At 44.8% G+C, this 21,849-nt stretch carries 19 protein-coding genes, 3 tRNA genes and 2 rRNA genes (1 of these 24 cut by a window edge); 3 read left to right on the top strand and 21 right to left on the bottom strand.

All coding sequences use genetic code 11. The features are described 5' to 3' along the window. Positions 1-301: 301 nt before the first annotated feature. The 3 genes from gndA to zwf all read right to left on the bottom strand — a co-directional run bounded on the left by gndA (position 302) and on the right by zwf (position 4,014). A complete protein-coding gene (gene gndA, locus ABIC22_RS20605) occupies positions 302-1,720 on the bottom strand; it encodes an NADP-dependent phosphogluconate dehydrogenase (RefSeq protein ID WP_153979094.1) in 1,419 nt (472 codons plus the stop codon). A gap of 72 nt (positions 1,721-1,792) precedes the next feature. Beyond that, entirely contained in the window at positions 1,793-2,458 is a 666-nt protein-coding gene (fsa, locus tag ABIC22_RS20600) for a fructose-6-phosphate aldolase (RefSeq protein WP_095357317.1), read from the bottom strand. Positions 2,459-2,490: 32 nt separating this feature from the next. Next, complete coding sequence (zwf, locus tag ABIC22_RS20595; RefSeq protein WP_354483419.1) at positions 2,491-4,014, bottom strand: glucose-6-phosphate dehydrogenase; 1,524 nt, start codon at positions 4,012-4,014, stop codon at positions 2,491-2,493. Between the two features lie 112 nt (positions 4,015-4,126). Here zwf and ABIC22_RS20590 point away from each other — a divergent pair, with 112 nt between their 5' ends. After that, positions 4,127-5,011, top strand: coding sequence for a LysR family transcriptional regulator (locus ABIC22_RS20590; RefSeq protein ID WP_354483417.1), 885 nt, complete (start codon positions 4,127-4,129; stop codon positions 5,009-5,011). A gap of 137 nt (positions 5,012-5,148) precedes the next feature. Here the strand turns inward: ABIC22_RS20590 and ABIC22_RS20585 are convergent, their stop codons facing one another. Further along, the gene (locus ABIC22_RS20585; protein WP_354483415.1) at positions 5,149-5,832 is read right to left on the bottom strand and encodes a hypothetical protein; all 684 of its coding nucleotides are present in this window, start codon (positions 5,830-5,832) and stop codon (positions 5,149-5,151) included. A gap of 152 nt (positions 5,833-5,984) precedes the next feature. Next, a complete protein-coding gene (locus ABIC22_RS20580; protein ID WP_095286384.1) occupies positions 5,985-6,557 on the bottom strand; it encodes a cupin domain-containing protein in 573 nt (190 codons plus the stop codon). A 183-nt stretch (positions 6,558-6,740) separates the two neighbouring features. Between ABIC22_RS20580 and ABIC22_RS20575 the strand changes: the two genes are divergently transcribed. Then, positions 6,741-7,463: a hypothetical protein gene (locus tag ABIC22_RS20575; protein WP_354483413.1), complete on the top strand. Its 723-nt coding sequence runs from the start codon at positions 6,741-6,743 to the stop codon at positions 7,461-7,463. Positions 7,464-7,700: 237 nt separating this feature from the next. Here ABIC22_RS20575 and ABIC22_RS20570 read toward each other — a convergent pair whose 3' ends face one another. From ABIC22_RS20570 to ABIC22_RS20555, 4 genes are all read right to left on the bottom strand, one after another. Beyond that, positions 7,701-8,105: a hypothetical protein gene (locus ABIC22_RS20570; protein WP_354483411.1), complete on the bottom strand. Its 405-nt coding sequence runs from the start codon at positions 8,103-8,105 to the stop codon at positions 7,701-7,703. Between the two features lie 19 nt (positions 8,106-8,124). Then, entirely contained in the window at positions 8,125-8,868 is a 744-nt protein-coding gene (locus tag ABIC22_RS20565) for a hypothetical protein (protein WP_354483410.1), read from the bottom strand. Then, positions 8,868-10,172 (bottom strand): SPFH domain-containing protein, encoded by a 1,305-nt coding sequence (locus tag ABIC22_RS20560; protein WP_354483408.1) that lies wholly within the window; start codon positions 10,170-10,172, stop codon positions 8,868-8,870. The genes ABIC22_RS20565 and ABIC22_RS20560 overlap by 1 nt, the downstream gene beginning before the upstream one ends. Before the next feature lie 304 nt (positions 10,173-10,476). After that, a complete protein-coding gene (locus tag ABIC22_RS20555) occupies positions 10,477-11,544 on the bottom strand; it encodes an ankyrin repeat domain-containing protein (protein WP_371859918.1) in 1,068 nt (355 codons plus the stop codon). 184 nt (positions 11,545-11,728) lie between these two features. Here ABIC22_RS20555 and ABIC22_RS20550 point away from each other — a divergent pair, with 184 nt between their 5' ends. Continuing rightward, positions 11,729-12,751: a serine hydrolase domain-containing protein gene (locus ABIC22_RS20550; protein ID WP_354483406.1), complete on the top strand. Its 1,023-nt coding sequence runs from the start codon at positions 11,729-11,731 to the stop codon at positions 12,749-12,751. Between the two features lie 96 nt (positions 12,752-12,847). Here the strand turns inward: ABIC22_RS20550 and ABIC22_RS20545 are convergent, their stop codons facing one another. The 12 genes from ABIC22_RS20545 to ABIC22_RS20490 form a co-directional block, all read right to left on the bottom strand. Next, complete coding sequence (locus ABIC22_RS20545; protein WP_354483404.1) at positions 12,848-13,876, bottom strand: serine hydrolase domain-containing protein; 1,029 nt, start codon at positions 13,874-13,876, stop codon at positions 12,848-12,850. A gap of 76 nt (positions 13,877-13,952) precedes the next feature. Further along, positions 13,953-14,435 (bottom strand): hypothetical protein, encoded by a 483-nt coding sequence (locus tag ABIC22_RS20540; protein WP_354483402.1) that lies wholly within the window; start codon positions 14,433-14,435, stop codon positions 13,953-13,955. 38 nt (positions 14,436-14,473) lie between these two features. Beyond that, positions 14,474-14,917, bottom strand: coding sequence for a hypothetical protein (locus ABIC22_RS20535; RefSeq protein WP_354483400.1), 444 nt, complete (start codon positions 14,915-14,917; stop codon positions 14,474-14,476). 231 nt (positions 14,918-15,148) lie between these two features. Next, on the bottom strand, positions 15,149-15,832 hold the full coding sequence (locus tag ABIC22_RS20530; protein ID WP_354483399.1) for a DUF1361 domain-containing protein: 684 nt from the start codon (positions 15,830-15,832) through the stop codon (positions 15,149-15,151). A gap of 257 nt (positions 15,833-16,089) precedes the next feature. Then, complete coding sequence (locus ABIC22_RS20525) at positions 16,090-17,019, bottom strand: sigma-70 family RNA polymerase sigma factor (RefSeq protein WP_354483397.1); 930 nt, start codon at positions 17,017-17,019, stop codon at positions 16,090-16,092. A 35-nt stretch (positions 17,020-17,054) separates the two neighbouring features. Then, positions 17,055-17,501, bottom strand: coding sequence for a carboxymuconolactone decarboxylase family protein (locus ABIC22_RS20520; RefSeq protein ID WP_354483395.1), 447 nt, complete (start codon positions 17,499-17,501; stop codon positions 17,055-17,057). Positions 17,502-17,592: 91 nt separating this feature from the next. Then, the gene (locus ABIC22_RS20515) at positions 17,593-18,375 is read right to left on the bottom strand and encodes a cupin domain-containing protein (protein ID WP_354483393.1); all 783 of its coding nucleotides are present in this window, start codon (positions 18,373-18,375) and stop codon (positions 17,593-17,595) included. A 226-nt stretch (positions 18,376-18,601) separates the two neighbouring features. Beyond that, positions 18,602-18,682, bottom strand: a tRNA-Leu gene (locus ABIC22_RS20510). Positions 18,683-18,693: 11 nt separating this feature from the next. Beyond that, a tRNA-Thr gene (locus ABIC22_RS20505) sits at positions 18,694-18,769 on the bottom strand. Between the two features lie 6 nt (positions 18,770-18,775). Then, positions 18,776-18,852, bottom strand: a tRNA-Met gene (locus ABIC22_RS20500). A gap of 35 nt (positions 18,853-18,887) precedes the next feature. Further along, positions 18,888-19,004, bottom strand: a 5S ribosomal RNA gene (gene rrf / locus ABIC22_RS20495). A gap of 143 nt (positions 19,005-19,147) precedes the next feature. Continuing rightward, positions 19,148-21,849: ribosomal RNA gene (locus tag ABIC22_RS20490) — 23S ribosomal RNA — on the bottom strand; it runs 348 nt beyond the window's last position.

Below are 21,849 nucleotides of genomic sequence, written 5' to 3'. Positions count from 1 at the left end.
GTTAACCTCCACGTCAGTAAGTTGATTGCTGAATTTACACCAAACAAACGATAACTAGTAGTCTGTCTGAACCAGTATAACGCAGTTTGCAGGGTCGAGGCATCACCTTCACCAGCATAGATACGTACATTTTATTACAATTTGGGGATGCTTAAATTCCAACCACTCGCAATTGATAATATTGAGTAGTATGGTACCTAGTTAAAATAAAAAAACATGCCTGCATTCGTCTAGAATATCACACTTCTAAACGATGCAAGCATGCTTGCTTGTTCTGTTCAGTACATTGAATCAACAGATCTTACTCGTTTGTATCCATCCATTGGAAGTGGAATGAACCTTCTTTGTCCACACGTTTGAAGGTGTGAGCACCGAAGTAGTCACGTTGCGCTTGCAGCAGGTTTGCAGGCAAACGCTCTGTACGGTAGCTGTCGTAGTAGGAAAGCGCGCTGGAGAAGCCAGGTACCGGAATACCTTGTTTTACAGCAGCTGCTACAACTTCACGCCAAGCATCCTGGTAGGATTCAACGATATTTTGGAAGTATGGATCCAGAAGCAGGTTTTTGAGTTCTGCATCTTTGTCATAAGCTTCTTTGATGTTTTGCAGGAACTGTGAACGGATAATGCAGCCGCCGCGGAAGATCATCGCGATGTTACCGTATTTCAGATCCCAGCCATACTCGTCGGAAGCCGCACGCATTTGGGCAAAGCCTTGTGCATAAGATACGATTTTACTTGCGAACAATGCTTTGCGTACACTTTCAATGAACGCTTTTTTATCGCCGGAGAACGCTTCGGCTTTCGGTCCATTCAGGATTTTGCTCGCAGCTACACGCTCGTCCTTCATCGCGGACAGGAAACGGGAGAATACGGATTCTGTAATCATGGACAATGGTACGCCGAGATCCAGCGCGCTTTGGCTTGTCCATTTGCCTGTACCTTTTTGTCCGGCCGCATCCAGAATAACGTCAACCATCGGTTTGCCGGTTTCCGGATCGTATTTGGAGAAGATATCCGCCGTAATCTCAATCAGATAGCTGTCCAGTTCGCCTTGATTCCACTCTGTGAAGATTTCGTGCAGTTCCTCAACGGAAACATTCAGAACGGATTTGAGCAGGTGGTATGCTTCCCCAATCAACTGCATATCTCCGTATTCAATACCGTTGTGCACCATTTTGACGTAGTGTCCGGCACCGTCTGGTCCGATGTATGTGCTGCAGGCATCATCGCCAACTTTGGCAGAGATCGCTGTCAGAATCGGTTCAACCAGTTCGTATGCACTTTCTTGACCACCTGGCATGATTGCTGGGCCTTTCAGTGCGCCTTCTTCGCCGCCGGATACACCAGCGCCAATGAAACGGAATCCTTTCTCTTCCAGCTCTTTGCTGCGACGTTGCGTGTCAGGGAAGTAGGCGTTACCTCCATCAATAATGATATCGCCCTCATCCAGATGAGGCAGCAATTGTTCAATCGTCGCGTCAGTCGCTTTACCGGCTTGAACCATGATCAGAATTTTGCGCGGGGATTCCAGGGATGCCACGAACTCTTCAATGGAGAACGCACCAGTCAGGTTTTTTCCCTCAGCTTCTTTCAGAAGATCATTCGTTTTCTCCGGCGAACGGTTGAACACCGATACGGAAAATCCCTTACTTTCGATATTCAGGGCCAAGTTTTTGCCCATTACTGCAAGTCCAATAACACCAATCTGTTGTTTACTCATTATGTCCTCCCCATGCTCTTTGTTTTATAGGAAACGTTTAGTCTGATTGAATTCACTAATCAGAAGTTACCCTTATTGAACTGTTTTTTTCCAGTCCGCTGCGAATTTATCCATGCCTTGATCCGTCAGTGGGTGTTTGGAAATTTGTTCAATGACAGAGAATGGAACCGTAGCAATATGTGCTCCAGCCATAGCTACACGTGTAACGTGGTCTGGATGTCTTACGGAAGCTGCGATAATTTGAGCATCCAGGTTATGTGTACGGAACAATTCAGCTACTTTGGCAACCAATTGAACACCATCTTCCGAAATATCATCCAGACGTCCGAGGAATGGAGATACATAAGTAGCGCCTGCACGTGCTGCAAGGAGTGCCTGATTCACAGTGAAGATCAGCGTTACGTTCGTTTTCACACCTTTTTTGGTGAGGTAACGGCAAGCTTCAAGTCCTGCAAGTGTCATTGGCAGCTTAATTGTAATGTTTTTGTCGTTATTGTTGATTTTGATCAGTTCGTTCGCTTGGGCGATCATTTCTTCAGCTGTAAGGGCATCCGGTGTTACTTCTGCAGATACGGATTCAACTTCAGGTACTTCACGCAAGATTTCCTCAATGCGATCTTCAAATTTAATGCCTTCTTTGGCTACCAATGATGGGTTAGTTGTTACACCGGACAGGACGCCGATTTTGTATGCTTTTTTGATGTCTTCCAAGTTTGCTGTATCGATGAAAAATTTCATGTTAAAACCCTCCAGTTAATTTGTTTTTTGAATTACAAGTTTGAATTTACAGCGAGTGGTGCAGCCAGTGCATCTTCAGCGAATTGTACTGACGGCTCATCGAACCACCAGTGATGACCTTCGGCAGCAAGCATCTCGTCTGATTCCACAGGACCATAGCTACCTGCAGGGTAGAGATGAAGCGGCAGCAGATTTTCCTCAAATGCCTCCAAGATTGGTTGAACCCAAGCCCAGGACAATTCAACTTCATCCCAATGAGCGAAGAACGTTGGATCCCCTTGGAGCGCGTCACGAATCAGGTTCTCATATGCTTCGGCCAGATCTTCCCGATCAGGTGCCAAATCAATGTGAACCGGCTTGAATTCCCCTTTGTTCTGAGGGTCGCTCGCATTGAGCTGAAGTGTCATGCTTTGATCAGGACTCATTTCAATGACAAGCAGGTTTGGCTTAGAGCCATTGCTCTTCGCTGCATTTGATTGACCAGACGGTTCCTTGAATTCGATGACGATACGTGTTGATTTCTCCTTCATTCGTTTACCTGTGCGGATGTAGAATGGAACCCCGCGCCAGAAGAAATCATCAATCTGCAATTTCGCAGCAATAAAGGTATCGTTCATTGTATTTTCGGCAACGCCCGGCTCGGCAGCATACGCGCTTACCGCTTTGCCTTGGATGGATCCTTCAGCATATTGTCCACGAATCACGCTTGCACCCACATTTTGTTTCTGCAGCGGCTCGATCGATTCCATAATATGCTTTTTCTTCTGCCCAACCTTTTCGGTCGTGCTGTTGTATGGAAGCTGGATGGCCATCATCATGAGCAATTGCAGCATGTGATTCTGGAACATATCCCGCACGGCTCCTACATGATCATAATAAGAAGCACGTTCCTCCACGCCAACAGTCTCGTTGGCCGTGATTTGCACGTTGGAGATGTAACGGTTGTTCCACAATGCTTTCATGATCGGATTGCTCTGATGCAAGGTTTCCAAACGCTGTACCATCGGTTTGCCGAGGTAATGGTCAATCCGATAGATCTCTTCTTCCGTGAACGCCTCACTCAGTTTGCGATTAAGATCACGGGCCGATTGCAGATCATGACCGAACGGTTTCTCAATTACGAGTCTCTTCCAGCCTTCAGTGGATCCAAGTCCGCTGCTTTGGATATTTTCGGCGATCGGTTCGAAGAATTCTGGGCCGACAGACAGATAGAACAGGCGATTGGACGGAATGCCCAGCTCTGCTTCTCTCTGTTCAACCAATTTTAACAGCTGTATATAATCTTCCTTATGGCTAATATTCAATACATTGTATCGAAAAGCCTGCACGAACAACTTCACACGTTCTGGATCCGGCTTGCGTCTAGAGAATTCATTCAGTGACTTTTCAACTTGTGCCTGAAAAAATTCATCAGACCATTCTCTGCGGCCCAGGCCAATCAGTGAGAAGGTTTCAGGAAGTTTCTGCTCAATATATAAATTGTATAAGGCAGGATATATTTTTCTTTTGGCTAGATCGCCAGTAGCACCAAATAAAATAATGCTCGTTGGTTCCATTTCACCGTTCTCCTTCCAAGTAACTCTGGTTTCTTTTCTGTAGTTACACTATAATACGTTTTATAGCCATACAAGTAATTAATATATTTCACAGGAGCTATAGACAATATCTATGACAACAAATTATGAGTTATATAAAGTCTTTTATTGGGCCGCCAAAACCGGAAGTTTGACTCAAGCTGCCAAGGCACTCTATATCACTCAACCCAGTGTCAGCCATGCCATCAAGCAGCTGGAGGAAAGTTTCGGCCTTACATTGTTTTATCGGAATTCCAAAGGGGTGGCATTGACGCAGGAAGGCGTTAGCCTATATTCCTATATTGAACAATCCCAGATTCTGATTTCTCTAGCAGAAGAGAAAATGGCTGCATTGAAAAGTTTGGACAGTGGAGAGCTTCGAATCGGCGGCAGTGACTCCTTGTTCAAACATTACATGCTCGCTTACCTGGAAGAATTCCATACCCTCTATCCCAACATTAAGCTGCATCTAAGTCATGGGACAACGCCGGAAGTCATTACGTTTCTGAAAGAGGGCAAAATTGATCTCGGTGTTGTACGGATGCCGATTGTTGATCCACAGCTGGAGGTCCGTGAAAGCATACAGCTCAAGGATTGCTTCGTCGCGGGCGAACGTTATGCTCAGTTGAAGGACAAAGTGATGACACTGGATATGCTGCTTGAGCACCAGCTTATTCTCTTCTCGCGGAACAGCCGGGTTCGTATGGCCATAACGGAATTGTTTAATAGCTACGGTTACACACTGAAGCCTGAAATTGAGGTCGGAAGCGTGGATCTGCTCATTGAATTTGCACGGCGGGGATTGGGTATTTCTTATGTAACCCGTGAATTTATCTTCAAAGAGCTGGAAGAAGGTTCACTGTTTGAAATTCAGCTCGATGTCCCTCTTCCCCCTTCACATGTGGGGATTATGACCAAACGGAATATGCCTATTTCCCTGGCGGCCAACCGATTTATGGATCTCATTTTTAAAAGTTAAATAACTCCTTAACACAAATAAGTGCTTCTACTCCTGATAAGGAAAAGAAGCACTTATTATTGATCTTGATAGCGATTATTGCTTTAGTTATTTTTATTTATTGTTGTACTCTTGTAAAACTTTGCGCTGCAGAAAGCTCATGATGTTCCATACATTTGCTCCAGCTCCAGCAGACGGCTCTTGATTCGCTGTGGAATTATCTCAAATAACTCGTCCCATAGGATAAACTTCTCCGGTCCAAGTATATACTCCTCAAACTGCATTGCCGGCACAAAGGCTTTGGTCTGGAGATATTTCCTTACTCGTGCATCAATGACTCCATTGGTCTCATAATAATTTTGGAACAAGTCGTTTACCAAGAGACCGTCACATCCGGCTTGGATACCTGCAGCGGAATACAAATCGGGAAGCAGCTCAAACACGACAGGAAGCGGGGAGAACGCGTGCTTACCTGGCTGTGAATAGAGACAGACGTGACGATCAACCATATTCACCCGATCCCTCAGCATCCCGCGCAGTACTTTACCATGAAAACTGGCTTCACAATCCACTACCTCTCCATCGTGACCCACATAGACCCATACATGTTCCATTTCATACAGGTGCCCTATCTCATAATCCCACCATATCGCATACTCAATCACAAATTGCACGGCCTCAACCGGGAAAAGGATCTCCCGCCTTAACGAAGGTGAAGGACCAGGTTTCTCGAGCAGTGAAATACCAACCAGATCCGGATAAAACGGTTCGTTCTGATCAAACATCAGAATGGGCGCATAACTCATCGCTTTTTCCAGCAATACTGAATCCATTGTCGTCATCCATGTTCCCCTCCGTTAACCCTATGTATGATTACATGCTAATTCTATATTAACCAAGAAACTTGGTTGTGTATATTTGTGCAAAACAAAAGCCAGTAACCAGACGTATATTCTGGTCACAGGCTCCGCCATGATCTGAAATGAAACTAAAGTCATCCTTTGGTTTTGGATGCTGGATTCACTTGGTCCGAAACGGACTCCACACAACCAATTGGCGGTCCCAGGATCGCATCATTTTGTATGGATGCAACCGCTTGGGCATAGGCTTCTTCGTCAATGCAGTAGGCTCTATGCGCCACCTCAGGAGGTGTTGCAGCCAGAAAGTCTGCTCCCAGCACAATATCAGGCGTGGGCTGATCAAAGATGGTCAGCAAGTGAACATCGTCCGTATCTGCCACAAACCAGTGAAACCATCCTTTGGGGAAGATGGAGACTTGGCCGGGTTTCAAATGATAATTAATTCGCCTGCGGGCAAAGGGATCAAACACGGAAGTTGTTATCTCTCCACTAATCAGTACAATCATTTCCGTCGTGTTGGTATGCCAGTGAGGCTGAACAATAATCCCCTTGCTCATGTGTATATTGAAAAAGCCATTTTGAATGGTGGGCAGTTGTTCCCCGAATAACTGCGTAACATAATTTCGCGGGTCTCGCTGATAGTTCAGTACAGCAGTGGAATCACCTGCGAGTTGAATATTCGGGATTTGCAAAATCGGATTGATCATGCTAATTTTTTCCTCCTTATGGGCAAACATCTCATTGTTGTAATGTATGCCCGCAGCACTGAGATCATGCTGTTAAAAGGGGAGCTGTGCATATCTTTCTTCCTTGGTCTGTCTCTATTTTCTTGTGAGTCATGACGTATATGCGGGTAAGAACATATAAGGACCGAAAGGTGGGGTTATCATTTGAAGTGGAATACAATCACATATCTTGCACTCGGGATCATAGTCACTTTAGCTCTGGCAGCCTATAGTTCAGCTCCTGAGGAGCGTTCGGAGATTCAAACCTCAGAGAACTTGCAGAAACGACAGGAAATCCAGACGGAAAGCTATCCAGCGGCGGAAGGTGAAGCATTATCACAAGGAGCTAGAACTAACAAGAAGTCCAGTGAATCCCTGGAGGGTCATCCACTTTCCGTCACCGAAGCATCCACTAGCATTATTAAAGCTCTTCAAGAAAAAGACATGGAGACTGTAGCTTCATGGGCTTCAGAGGATGGAGTCCGCTTCTCCCCTTTTGCCAACATTGACCCCGTCAATGATCTGGTGTTCACACCAGATGAGATTAGCGACCTACTGAAGGATCCTACCAGATATATATGGCGAACCGTACCTGGTAATGATGATAACAAAATCAAAATGACCTATGCCGATTATCATCTTAAATATGTGTATAACAAGGACTTTATTCATGATGGCGAAAACGCTGTAAATGTTCTTCTTGGCAAAGATGCTCATCCTGGTAATTTACACGAGATATACCCTGAGGCCAATCATGATTTCGTTGAATTCCATGTTAAAGGCACAGACGCCGAGGGAAAAGATTGGCATACACTGCGTCTGGTATTTGAGCAGATCGGTCAGGACCACATCCTTGTTGGTATCGTCCATGATCAAGGGATACCCTGATAAAACTTCTTTTCTAGCACTCTTAAAGCCCAGACTGCAATATAAATAACGCCCCCGACCTGAATGGAAATGAGGTCTGAGGCGTTTTTGAATGCCTATAATATTCTAATTTAGGTTTTTGTACGCAAACTTTATCCTAAAGAATTGAATTACACTTCAGTCGAGCCAGATCAAGATGCCCGCAGCGTCGTTCCACAATACTCACAATCTGTTGATTGTTTAGGATAGATTTTCGCTTCAGGATATTCGAACTGTCGTTCCACAGTATTCACATTCTGTCGACATATTCGGATATACTTTTGCTTTGGCTCCACATCCGGGGCAATTTACCGAAACAGCCTCTTGGGGTTTCTCAAACTCATCTTCATATTGTTCATATTGTTCATACTCTTCATGATATTCTTCCTCATAATACTCATCATGATTGGAGTGGTGGTGATAAGTATCAGCGGCATACGCGTGAGAGTGAAACTTCGGTTTACTGCACATTTTAATCCCCGTAACAAGCACGATAACACCAGGTACAAAGAATATAATGGTACTAATGACGGCAACATCCGTGCCTTCTGATACTAAAAACAGCGAGAAAAGAATAGTTAGCGATGAAATCAAAATTAAGATGATCCCGAAAAATTTTTTCACAGCTTTTCCTCCTGAAAACTCATGATTTGCTAGCGATTAATTGTCGATTCCGCTCAGTTAACCGGTGTTTTAATTGTGATAATTGCCCAGCAAGCCGCTCGCTGTTAACCCCTTCACCGGAAGCATATTGATTGGCAATTTCACTATTCATTAATTCAATATCCAGCAAAATTTGGTGATCATTATATGTAAGTGAATCTGGAGTAATGGGATCACTGTATCTTACTAGCTCAATGAGAGATTTGACATCTCTCCTCTGCTCATCCACGGATGCTGTTAGAGGATTTCCCAGCGTATGATGTAATTGTTGAAGAGCTTTTTCGATTAGCTGCAGGGTTACCATTTTCGTTTGCATGCCTGCTTCCTGACGTTGCGTATTTCGAATATAAATTATAATAATGCCGCACAGAACCAATGCCAGTGCCAATGTTACGATATGTACTAACGTGAATAAGCGAAGCGAAAGATGAGCTATGCTTGTGAATAGAGAGTAAAAGACTACACAAAGGAGGTACATGACTGCAACTACACCCAATGCTGTATAACCAGGCACAAACCGTTTAACCTGTTCCAAATTCCTCATGATATAACGTACATATATCCAGATAGCGGTAATCGCCACATAGGAAGCGACCAGATTGATCCAAAATGCAACCGAGCCAACCGCATCATTGAATATCGTAAATGAAGCGACAGAGATTACCACGATACAGATCAGATAGATCGCATTTAAAATCAGGAAATTACTTTGTTTCGTAGTCACTAGACCTGTCCCCCCTCTTGCAGATTGTGTCCGCAATCCAGACAGAACTTCTGACCCGGTTTCACTTCATGCTGACATTGACTGCATTTTAATGCCAGATTGGTGCCACAATTGCCGCAAAATTTGGTATTTCCAGAATTCATGTGGCTACATTTTGGACAAGGACTTGGCATGGGCTGATGACACTGAATACATTCTACAGCGGTCTCCGGATTATCTGCTCCGCACGAAGGGCATGCATGATATTTGTCACCGCAATTAGGACAGAATTTGGTCCCCTTTTGTAATGAATGTCCACAATTATTGCAATCCGTTGAGGCTGCTTCCTTTTTCAAAGACTTACCGCATTTACTGCAAAAAGAGGCTTGTTCCTGATTCGGATGGTGGCAGTGCTCGCACATATGCATGGTTGGCGTTTCAGTAGTAGACATTACCCGTGACATTTGGGACATTTCACTGCTGAAGGAACCTCCGAGACCAACACCCATACCCATTCCAAGCCCTGCACCCATAATGTCGGACTGCATGCTTCCTTCATTTTTGGCTGCCCCTTCAAGCGTATCGAAAGAGCGTTCCTGCTGATAGGTGTATCCGATAATATCCATCTCGGCTTTGCGTGCCAGTGCTTCCCTCAACCGGATGACGGAAGGGTCCTCTTCAGGCAGATTGATATTGTGTATATACAGATTAATTAATTCGATGCCAAACTCATCAAATGTTGAAGCTATTGTATCTGCAAAATGTCGGGATATTTCTGCGATATAGGCGTTGATTTCCAAGACACTAACTTTTCTATGTACTAAGTAGGAAGACAACATGGAGTTAATATTCATAATGATCAACCCGCGGAAATAATTGACCAGATTGATTTGGTTAAATTCAGGCAATGTTCCTACCAACTTGACCAGAAATTTGCGTGAATCAGCAATTTTGATTCCCATCTGACCAAAAGTCCTTACAGGAACGATAATGTTATATTTGGGGTCTTGAATCTGAATCGGATTCGCTGTTCCCCATTTGACATCCAGAGCGCTTACTTGGTTTACATACCATACTTCTGCTGCAAAAGGTGACTTCCCACCGAACGGTAGGTTAACAATCCGGTTTAAAATCGGAATATTGGCGGTACTTAACGTATGGCGTCCTGGACCAAATAAATCTAGCGCCCTCCCATCCTTGAAAAGTATGGCTTGTTGTGACTGATTCACAATCAGTTGGGTCCAAGTTCCCAGTTCGTTCTCTGGATGCTTCCAGGCAAACACATCGGGTGAGCCATCATACTTAATTACATCAATAATTGCCATGTTCAATTCCTCACTTCAGTATATGATTACTACAAAAGCTCAATCAGGCTATGATTCTAAAATCTCATTATTAAACGAACTAGTTAAAACGACTATATATTATTCTACGGAATTCTTGTTTAAGCATTGCTATTTTACCATTTCTAACCTCTTTCCGCATCAAAATAGTTCATTTTTCCCGTGTTATTTTTCCTAAAAAAATTATTTCTGCTCCAGGCAAAAAAACGCCTTTAGGCATTTAGAATGCAAAAGACGCGTAAATGTAATTTCGTCGTTCCGTTATGAAAAGTATACATAATGTCTTCTAGTTTAAAATCGCTTCGATAAATGGTACAGGTTCCCCTATAAATGCATCAAACGTTCCGAGGTTTGCATATTCCTGATGTTCTAAATCAACGTAACCAATAAGCTTTTTACTGGGATTCCAGACGAGATGAATATGGGAGTATTGATCTACATCCGCAGATAAACGAAGCAGTTTCTGTCTGCCCATCTTCATCTCCACAGTATCTAACAGACTAAAGAAATCTACATATGTAATCCCTGATTCGTTATCAGGCAATTCCACTCTCCGCGGTCCTTCTTTAAGAAAATGAACAAGTTCCTTCGGCAGCTTGTAAGGCTTTAACGCATGCAACTTGTTACTTAAGTCATGGAATTCCTTCGGTTCGCGAGCCTTTAAGTAATCGGCCATCACGTCATTTTTTTGACTAACCGCAATCGTGTATGCCCGTTCCCCGTCCTTTTCCTGGATGGTCACATCTGCCCCCTGTTCCACGAGAAATTGAACCATCTTCATATTGTTGTTACGAGCAGCGACAGTAAGCGGGGTTGGCCTATAAGGGTACACCATATCCGGTTCATTATAGTTAATGTCTACCCCTTCATCCAGCAAGTACTGTATCGTTCTCATATCATGGCCAGACACTGCTGTGCGCAATGTTTTCCCACCATATTTGCGAATATCCAGTCCAAGCTCGTTCAGTACAGCTATATTCTTTTTGTTGCCGTAATAGGCTTCATCGTACGCACTCGATTTCACCTTGTTTAAACCAGTCAACTTCGCACCCTTTTGGTGCAGATACCGGACGACCTCTTCTCCGCCATATCTGGCTGCGGTAAGAATAGATGGTTTATCCTTCATATTGAGATTGACGCCGTTCTCTACGAATAACTCTATGATCTTCTGATGATTGGTGATCAAAGCAAGATCAAGCGGTGTCAATGCTATGTATTTGCTGAGAGAGATAGGTGCATCCAGATCCACACCCTCTCTGATCTTTTCTTCTACGGCAGCAGTGTCTCCCTTATAGATCGCCATGGCGAAATCAGGCAGCGTTTCAAACGTTCCTTGACTTCCAATTTTGAACACAGGTGTACCCTCCCAGTTGGTATATATTGATATGAAAATTACTTATAAGCATCTACTCTATTATAACTTCGATATATATTTTTGCCTAAATGGATCTCATCTCCTTTACTTCATTTGAGCTCAGCACTTTCCTATGCTAATATTATGAACACCTATTTTATAAACAGCCTCAGAAAGGAACATTATGAATCCTTCATCCGTACAATCTATTTTTCAACAACATATTCCGTCATTGGATCTGCGAAGCTGTCTCGTCAGCATGCAAGGGGAGAGCATATACAAGCATTATCGCAATAAGGAAGCAGCAAGCCAGATCGCCAAAGTTAATTCTTGCACCAAAAGCGTGCTGTCTGCACTTATCTGTATCGCTATGGATCACGGTTGGCTGCCAGATGCATCTACTCCACTGTCTGCCTTTTTTCCGGCGCTGGTTTCAGATCCTGACCCCCGCAAACCGCAAATTACTCTGGAACAGCTGCTCACCATGACAGCCGGCTTCAACTGGGATGAGTTTGGTGGACAGAATTCGTTTCCACGTATGACACGCACGGAGCATTGGGTGAACTTTGCGTTGGAACAACGTCTCAGTCATACACCCGGAACACACATGGAATACAATTCGGGGGTATCGCAAATACTTGCGGCCATTCTAATGCAGCATACTGGAATGAGTGTAGCCGGATTCGCTGAACGGTATTTGTTTGGTCCATTGGGGATTACGGAGTATCAGTGGGAGTGTGATCCTCAGGGTGTACATACAGGAGGCTTCGGGTTAAAGATGCTGCCCGATGATTTGCTGAAATTCGGTCAGCTCTTTTTGCAGGAAGGCATGTGGCATGGTGAGCGTTTGATTTCAAGTGAACTGGTTAACCGTTCCACAGAAGCATTCATTACCGTGACACCACCGAATCGTGGGAGCTACGGCTGGCACTGGTGGGTCGATACTTGCAAGAGGGATGAACGATCTGAATATAGTGAAGAACGTACACCATCGCATTTGTCAGAGTCTACCTCCATTAACAGCGCTGACCGAAACATAACTGTACTTGACTATTATTACGCCCGTGGATTCGGCGGTCAGTTTGTATACATTGTTCCTGAGCTTGAGCTTGTTACGGTCCTGACGAACGACAAGCGAAAAAAGGAAAAGCCTCCTCTGGATGTTTTCCCTAGATTGATCGCTCCGCATTTACTTAGCCTATTGTAGACCGCATCTATCAGTTTATATGTAACCCCGTATAACCCCAACCATGACCGGATATTTTCCGATCGGTTGGGGTTACTCTCGTACATTTTTACTTCGTTACACCTCAAAAAGTGTCTCTTCAATTGCACGCGTTATCGGATACGGACCTGACTCCTTATTGGAGAGAACGACCAGTTGCGCAGCATGTTCAGGATATACCGAAGACATGAACGACACGCCAGGATCAAATCCCATGACATGTATTTTGAATATCCCTTCATTTTTTTGATCAACCCAAACACCACGTCCATAGTAAGTCTCTCCTTCTTCATGTACATGAGGTGTAATCAAATGTTGTGTTGTCGATTCACTCAATAACTGATAAGTTAACAGTCCATCCCAGAAACAAATCATATCAGGTGCTGTTGTATACGCCCCACCATCGGCCCCGCCCTTGATTGGGATTGAGAATATGTTGGTGTTCCAGGTTCCATCCTCGTTGTCGATATATCCAATTGCTGTGTTTCGTGGAAGCTGATCGGTCAAAAAATAACCGGAATTCGTCATTCCGCAACGTTTAAAAATGTGTTCCTGTACATATTCGGTGAAAGGTTGTCCCGATTGTTCTTCCACAATTAAGCCTAACACGATAAATGCCGCATTATTATAGTGGAAACGTTCACCCGGAGCTGCCTTCATCGGCAGATGCTGGAACATCGGTAAAAAGTCGCTCCCATTACGCATGGAATAGACGGGCCGCTCTTTCCACAATTTAGCGAAATCCTCCATGACCTCTTCGTCAAAGTAATCCGGTATGCCTGAGGTGTGCGTTAATAGTTGATGAACGGTAATCTCCTTATGCCACAGAGGAAAATCAATATTTAATGCCTCTGCAAGCCTCATGTCATATGACAGCCTGCCCTGTTCAATCAGTTGACATATGCTCACTGCCGTGAAAATTTTGCACCCTGATGCAATTCCAAATCGGGTATCGATCTGGTTGAAAAGCTCATCGCTGCGATTCGCGTATCCCCGGCTCAGATTCAAGAGTGTCTGTCCGTTTTGTTTTAACAAAACTACACCTGAAAAATCCTTAGAATCCATTAGTTCTTCCACTTTACGTGCTGCATCCATTATATTGGTCATTATTATTCACCTATCTTCTTTTTCATTTCTTTTCTTAACACCATATCTCCCCAATATGTAGCTTTTCTCTATCCTATTATGATTCCGCTATAAGCCCCTTTACTTTTGTTTCAAATACATCCCACTTTAAATCAAACCCCTTTTCAAAGCTCCACCCGTTTGAACGGAGTTTCTCGCCTAAATAAATGAAATTAGCACGCTGCTCATCGTTTAAACTCACATCAAAAAGTTCTTCACTATACTTGAACTTATCCAAGTAGTCGAGCAATTCCAAGAACGTATCATCTTTATAATTGTCTTCCTCCATTCCATGATTTAAGAGAATAGAATCAAGGGCATCATCAAGTTTCTCTGTAACAAGGGTTTCATTTTGCCAATTATGATCGATTTGGTACTGAATCGCCTCTTCAAGTTGAGCTAGATCTCTGTAAATGGAAGAATTCAATAATTCATTTTTAATTTCTTGTTTCCTGCCTGCACGTTCATGATTTTGAAAAAACGCCAAATTCCCGAGCAGTGAGAATATTAAAATTACTTTAAACCAGTCTGATTTTTTCATGCTCTCCTCTTTTCATCACCACTTAGATATTCCGGATTCTATCTTTCTATGACCTTCCTTTCGATGACGTAAAATAATAAAAAACCGAATATAATCCCACATATGGTATGAGGTGTTGTTCCAGAAGTGATCAATAGATAACCCAAGGTTAAATCATAATAAGAAATAGGTAGACTAGACCAATACAACAGCGGAACTATAGAGACATAGAGTGAAGGTATGCCGAATATACAGAGTTTAATCCAATTTATTTTCCATTCTCCAGGCTTTCGCATTAAATCTAATAATCTTATCAAACCGAGTAATACGCCAATGAACATTGGAAATAGGACAGAGAAAACAATACTAGCTTGAAGTTGATACGTCTTCTGAGCTTCTAACTGTAAATATTGTTGATATTTTAGCCCTAATATAAAGACCAAGACCATTATTAGTAATAATCCCAAATAAACAAACAAGTTATTTAACAATAACTTTTTCATATATTCACCTCATTTAGTTTAATAACCCATACATTCCAAGTATAGCTTTATTTAGAAACATGTCATTTAATAAACGCTATTTCTTATGGTTTTGTTTGTTTTTTTACCACTAAAATATCCTGCCCTCTGGTTGAATGTTTCCGATAAAATAAAAAAGCCGCTAGATTAGCGACATTAATGAGAATATCTTCTTGTCTCTCGACATCTGAAGAAAGCCCAGGCAGTTAATAATCACTTTTTATATGTAGACTTCGCATTAACGAGATAATACAGCGTCAAGTAGATGGTAAGAACAAATACGCCAAAAAACAGGCAAAACGCAAGCGATGGACGACTGATACTTTCTATCATTAAATTAAACAGCGTATCACGGTTAGTTAGTGCATCCCAGCTGTTAAGTCGGTAGACCCTGCCGAGCAATACACCGTAACTTCCCAACGCACAACCCGCCAATACAAAGACCCATGATGCCACATTTCCCATTTTCCGATAAATAACTTCTTGAAGCTGATACATGGACAAAAAACCAAGCAGCAGCCCTGTCCAGACAAACATCAGCAAGACAATCAGATCGTACCAGTACTTGTAATCCAGACCGTTGCCAACATAATAACGGGAGCTTCGCGCCGTCAGATGAACAAGATCCGTTACGATATATGACGCATTCGGGAAAAACAACAACCATAAGAGCCCACTTGCCACCGCAAGCCATGGAGCAGCTCTCCACTTCGATGCACTGAAGACATATGATATATAAGAGAAAGAAAAAGGAATCCAAGCCAAAAACAGATTCCAGATGAGAAATCGGTAATAACGTTGGTCCAGCCAATCAGCAGCTGCAAAGTACAGTCCTACTGTCACTACAGTAACTACGCTTAGGAAAATAAAAACTTTAAAATAATTCAGCTGTCTCAATAGTGCCTACCTCACTTATTTTCGGAAATTGCGAATGATCACTTCCATCCTCATCCTAAAATTGAATTAATCACCACATTAGGATCATACCACGTACTCCGCGAGAATCAAATTTATCTGAGTTCGGTACTACTATGAGGTCCGTTGAAAAACATTATGCCGATACTGGAATCCATACTTGCATAGCACAAAAGCGGCTGTTCCGTTAATAGGAGCAAGCCGCTTTTAATTGTTCACTTCTTCTTCTCCGTTGCCGTTCAATGACCTCCTGCTGCAATGGTCTTCAATTTATCTGGATTCACAACCAGATAAACGGCCTCAATTCGTTGACCGGACAAGTCGGACTGAAGGCATATGACTTCGCTTACCTCACCATTGTTCAGGAGTGCAACCTGGACTTCTCCATTGATAATCGTTGGCACCCACTCCCGCTCCCTTAATCGGGTAAGCACACGCCGTGAAGTCAGAAGAGCTAGGACACCCTTGTGAACCTTCATCGTTCTCATCACCGTATGTACCCTCCCACCACCGTCAGCAGTGAATACAGGTTGTTCAGAGAGCAGATCGAGCATGGCCGTCACATCATAAGCAAGAAAGGCAGTCGTGAAACGTGCGAGCAATTTTTCTTTAGTAGCATCATCTGTGGTGGTCTGGACCTTATCCGGAAGTTGATCCGGCAGGTTACGTCTGGCCCGACTAAAAATTTGTCGGCAATTGCTCTCCGTTTTGCCAAGCCAATCAGCAATCTCCCGGTACTCATACTGAAAGGCTTCTCGAAGTACAAATACAGCCCGCTCCACGGGCGTCAAACGTTCCAGCAGTACCATATAAGCATAGGAGATCATTTCTTTCTGCTCATAGGTCTGCTCAGGCAGATCCACTGTCTCGCCTATCGGCTCCGGAAGCCACTCACCAACATAGTGTTCTCTTTGATTGCGCGCGGAATTCAGCAGATTCAGGCTTCGATTTACTACAAGTTTGGCAATGTAGGATTTGGGATTACGGATAACCTCGTCAGATTTGCTATGCAGCCCTGCAAAGCAGTCCTGTACGACATCCTCAGCCTCCACAACACTCCCAAGCATTCGATAAGCAATGGAGAACGCATATGCTTTATAACGGATATACAGTTCACCAACTTCCAGAGAAGACTCTTCCGGTTCAGTGGTGAGTTTATCAGGATTCATATGAAGGCCTCCTCTGGAAGCGGTATTTGAAATTTTTAATTAAAGCAGCCTGGATACATGCCTGTCGTGATTGCAATTCGGTTCCAGTTGTTAATGGTATTAATCGCCATAACCAGATCTACCAGTTCTTCTTCACTAAAGTGTTCCCGGACCTTATTGTATAATTCCAGTGAAACCCCTTGTTCAGAAATTCGGGTCACAGCTTCAGCCAGTTCAAGCATAACACGTTCTTTTTCCGTAAATAAAGGAGCTTCGCGCCAAACGCTAAGCAGCAGGATATGATCTGCGTAATCACCAAGCTTCATCAGATCTTTGGCATGCATATCAAGACAGAAGGCACAGCCATTGATTTGTGAAACTCTGATTTTTAACAGTTCATATAATACTTTATCCTCAAATTGACCCGATAAAAACTGCTCCATTGCCATTAATGCCTTGAAAGCCCCCGGATTCGCTGCTCTGTAATTCATTCTCAAACTCATCTCATTCGCCTCCGTAATGTAGTGTACATACTGAAGACAAATGAACAGATGAATCTGTGACATTCATTTCAAAAAAAATTATGAAATATAATTAGTATCTCCAACCATTACCAATAATAGGACGCTGTACAGTGTACGGCATATATTCGGACTCTGCTGGTACATAAGCAGCATTTGGATTATGCCCATACGTTGGATTCATTGGATCGGGGTAAATATATTCCGGACTTGGCGCGTATTGCATCTGTACATAAGGCTGAACGTTTGGTTGGATATTTGGTTGGAGGTTCGGCTGACTGTTTGGTTTAGGCATGTTATCGTCAGCTGGTGACACTTGAGTTGCACAATCTGCAGGCGGTCCAATGAATACCGTCTTTTGAATAGGAGCTAACGTCTCTTTAACCTTGTTCTCATCCAGACAATACGTATGGGCCAGCACACTTGCAGGCGTCAGACGCAGAATGTCTGAACCAAATATCGCTTCTGGGACCGGAGCATCGAAAATGGCCAGAAGGTGAGTCTGATCAACCGTCGCAACTTCATAATGCCACCAGCCTTGGGGAACATTCGCTACTTGGCCAGGACTAATAGGGAAGTTTAATAACTCGTTGGTAAAGGGGTTAATGAGGGATACGACAGCAGAACCACTAATACAATAGACCAGTTCTGTTGCATTTTGATGTATGTGAGGTTCAACGACATTGCCAGTACTCAAATAAATATCCAGTAGGGATGCATTCCCCAATGTGTTTAACTGTTTAATGGATAGGGAATTGATGTAGTTATTTTCATCCTTTTTGAACAATTGATTCTGGTTCACATCATACGTGAACTGTGTGGTTGGTAACGTATAATCCATATAAGAAGTCGCCAAAAGTTAACGCCTGCCCTTCGCTCATGGTTTAGGTAAAAACCTATACGCCAGCTTATGCCCTGGGCATTTATGCGTGAGCCCAATTTTGCAGGAGCCGATTTCGTGGCAAATAAAAACATGAAAAACCCTTGAGCCATTTCAAGGGTTCTAATTATAAACAGAAAGGATCAAGAGTGAAGGAATGTGTTTAACCTTATACTCTAGATCCTTTCTGTCAATGCTGAGATGCGCGTGGAGGGACTTGAACCCCCACGTCAAAGACGCTAGATCCTAAGTCTAGTGCGTCTGCCAATTCCGCCACACGCGCATATCGTATTATGGTGCCGGCGAGAGGACTTGAACCCCCAACCTACTGATTACAAGTCAGTTGCTCTACCAGTTGAGCTACACCGGCGTTTTATGGTAGCGGCAGAGGGGATCGAACCCCCGACCTCACGGGTATGAACCGTACGCTCTAGCCAGCTGAGCTACGCCGCCACATTATGTAGTTTAAAAACACCCAAAAGGGTTTCGCTTGGCAGCGTCCTACTCTCCCAGGACCCTTCGGTCCAAGTACCATCGGCGCTAGAGGGCTTAACGGTCGTGTTCGGGATGGGTACGTGTGGAACCCCTCCGCCATCGCCACCAAACATGATTTTTGCGCTGTGATATCTTCGGTGAATCATCACCAGCAAAATATCAATCCTCAGAAAGGACATGCAACTTAAATCTTACAAGGATTTGATCCCTGAAAACTAGATCCGAAACGAAACTTGCGACTAAAACCTGCGATTTGGATAAGCCCTCGACCGATTAGTACTGGTCAGCTCCATGCATTACTGCACTTCCACCCCCAGCCTATCTACCTCGTCGTCTTCAAGGGGTCTTACATACTGGGAAATCTCATCTTGAGGGGGGCTTCACGCTTAGATGCTTTCAGCGCTTATCCCGTCCGTACATAGCTACCCAGCGGTGCTCCTGGCGGAACAACTGGTACACCAGCGGTACGTCCATCCCGGTCCTCTCGTACTAAGGACAGCTCCTCTCAAATTTCCTACGCCCACGACAGATAGGGACCGAACTGTCTCACGACGTTCTGAACCCAGCTCGCGTACCGCTTTAATGGGCGAACAGCCCAACCCTTGGGACCTACTTCAGCCCCAGGATGCGATGAGCCGACATCGAGGTGCCAAACCTCCCCGTCGATGTGGACTCTTGGGGGAGATAAGCCTGTTATCCCCAGGGTAGCTTTTATCCGTTGAGCGATGGCCCTTCCATGCGGTACCACCGGATCACTAAGCCCGACTTTCGTCCCTGCTCGACTTGTAGGTCTCGCAGTCAAGCTCCCTTATGCCTTTGCACTCTTCGAATGATTTCCAACCATTCTGAGGGAACCTTTGGGCGCCTCCGTTACTCTTTAGGAGGCGACCGCCCCAGTCAAACTGCCCACCTGACACTGTCCCCGTACCCGCTAAGGGCACTAGGTTAGAACCTAGATACGATCAGGGTGGTATCCCAACGGTGCCTCCACACAAGCTGGCGCTCATGCTTCAAAGGCTCCCACCTATCCTGTACAGATCGTACCCAAATTCAATATCAAGCTGCAGTAAAGCTCCATGGGGTCTTTCCGTCTTGTCGCGGGTAACCTGCATCTTCACAGGTATTAAAATTTCACCGGATCTCTCGTTGAGACAGCGCCCAAGTCGTTACGCCATTCGTGCGGGTCAGAATTTACCTGACAAGGAATTTCGCTACCTTAGGACCGTTATAGTTACGGCCGCCGTTTACTGGGGCTTCGGTTCACAGCTTCGGGATTACTCCCTAACCGCTCCCCTTAACCTTCCAGCACCGGGCAGGCGTCAGCCCGTATACTTCGCCTTACGGCTTCGCACAGACCTGTGTTTTTGCTAAACAGTCGCTTGGGCCTTTTCACTGCGGCCCCCTCGTGCTATTCACACTACCGGGGCACCCCTTCTCCCGAAGTTACGGGGTCATTTTGCCGAGTTCCTTAACGAGAGTTCTTCCGCGCGCCTTAGAATTCTCTTCTCGCCTACCTGTGTCGGTTTGCGGTACGGGCACCTTCATCTGGCTAGAGGCTTTTCTTGGCAGTGTGAGATCATGACCTTCGCTACTGTAATTTTCACTCCCCATCACAGCTCAGCCTTACGGTTAGCGGATTTGCCTACTAACCAGCCTCACTGCTTGGACAGGCATCCATCAGCCTGCGTCACTACCCTACTGCGTCCCCCCATCGCTCGTAACGATTTACGGTGGTACAGGAATTTCGACCTGTTGTCCTTCGACTACGCCTTTCGGCCTCGCCTTAGGTCCCGACTTACCCTGAGCGGACGAGCCTTCCTCAGGAACCCTTAGGCTTTCGGCGGATCAGATTCTCACTGATCTTTTCGTTACTCATACCGGCATTCTCACTTGTATAATGTCCAGCGCTCCTTACGGTACACCTTCAACCCTTATACAACGCTCCCCTACCCCTGGATCGACTTCACTCCAGCTTCGAAGTCCTGTGTTTATCCCCTGAGAACCATTTGGTCATCCAAGATTTTAAGCCTTGTCTGACAAAAATGTCCTTGTGGTAAACACCGCCTCAAAGAAGCAGTGAAGTCGATCCAAGCCATAGCTTCGGTGGTGTGTTTAGCCCCGTTACATTTTCGGCGCAGAGTCACTCGACCAGTGAGCTATTACGCACTCTTTCAATGGTGGCTGCTTCTAAGCCAACATCCTGGTTGTCTGTGCAACTCCACATCCTTTCCCACTTAACACACACTTGGGGACCTTAGCTGATGGTCTGGGCTGTTTCCCTTTTGACAATGGATCTTAGCACTCACTGTCTGACTCCCGGAAGTAAGTCTATGGCATTCGGAGTTTGACTGAGCTTGGTAACCCTTGCGGGCCCCGCACCCAATCAGTGCTCTACCTCCACGACTCTGTTTTCCGAGGCTAGCCCTAAAGCTATTTCGGGGAGAACCAGCTATCTCCGAGTTCGATTGGAATTTCTCCGCTACCCCCACCTCATCCCCGCACTTTTCAACGTGCGTGGGTTCGGGCCTCCAGTGCGTGTTACCGCACCTTCACCCTGGACAGGGGTAGATCACCCGGTTTCGGGTCTACGTCCACGTACTATGTCGCCCTATTCAGACTCGCTTTCGCTGCGGCTCCGGCTCTTCACCTTAACCTTGCACGGGAACGTAACTCGCCGGTTCATTCTACAAAAGGCACGCCATCACCCCTAAAATGGGCTCTGACTTCTTGTAAGCACACGGTTTCAGGTTCTATTTCACTCCCCTTCCGGGGTGCTTTTCACCTTTCCCTCACGGTACTGCTTCACTATCGGTCGCTAGGAAGTATTTAGCCTTGGCAGATGGTCCTGCCGGATTCATACGGGGTTTCACGTGCCCCGCACTACTCGGGATCCGTCTCGGAGGGAACAGGCTTTCAATTACAGGGCTTTTACCTTCTTTGGCGGGCCTTTCCAGA

It is taken from the genome of Paenibacillus sp. PvP094, assembly GCF_040546835.1.
Lineage (GTDB): Bacteria > Bacillota > Bacilli > Paenibacillales > Paenibacillaceae > Paenibacillus > Paenibacillus illinoisensis.
The sequence above is the reverse complement of the archived record's forward strand: the minus strand, read 5'-3'. Positions and strand labels throughout refer to the sequence as shown.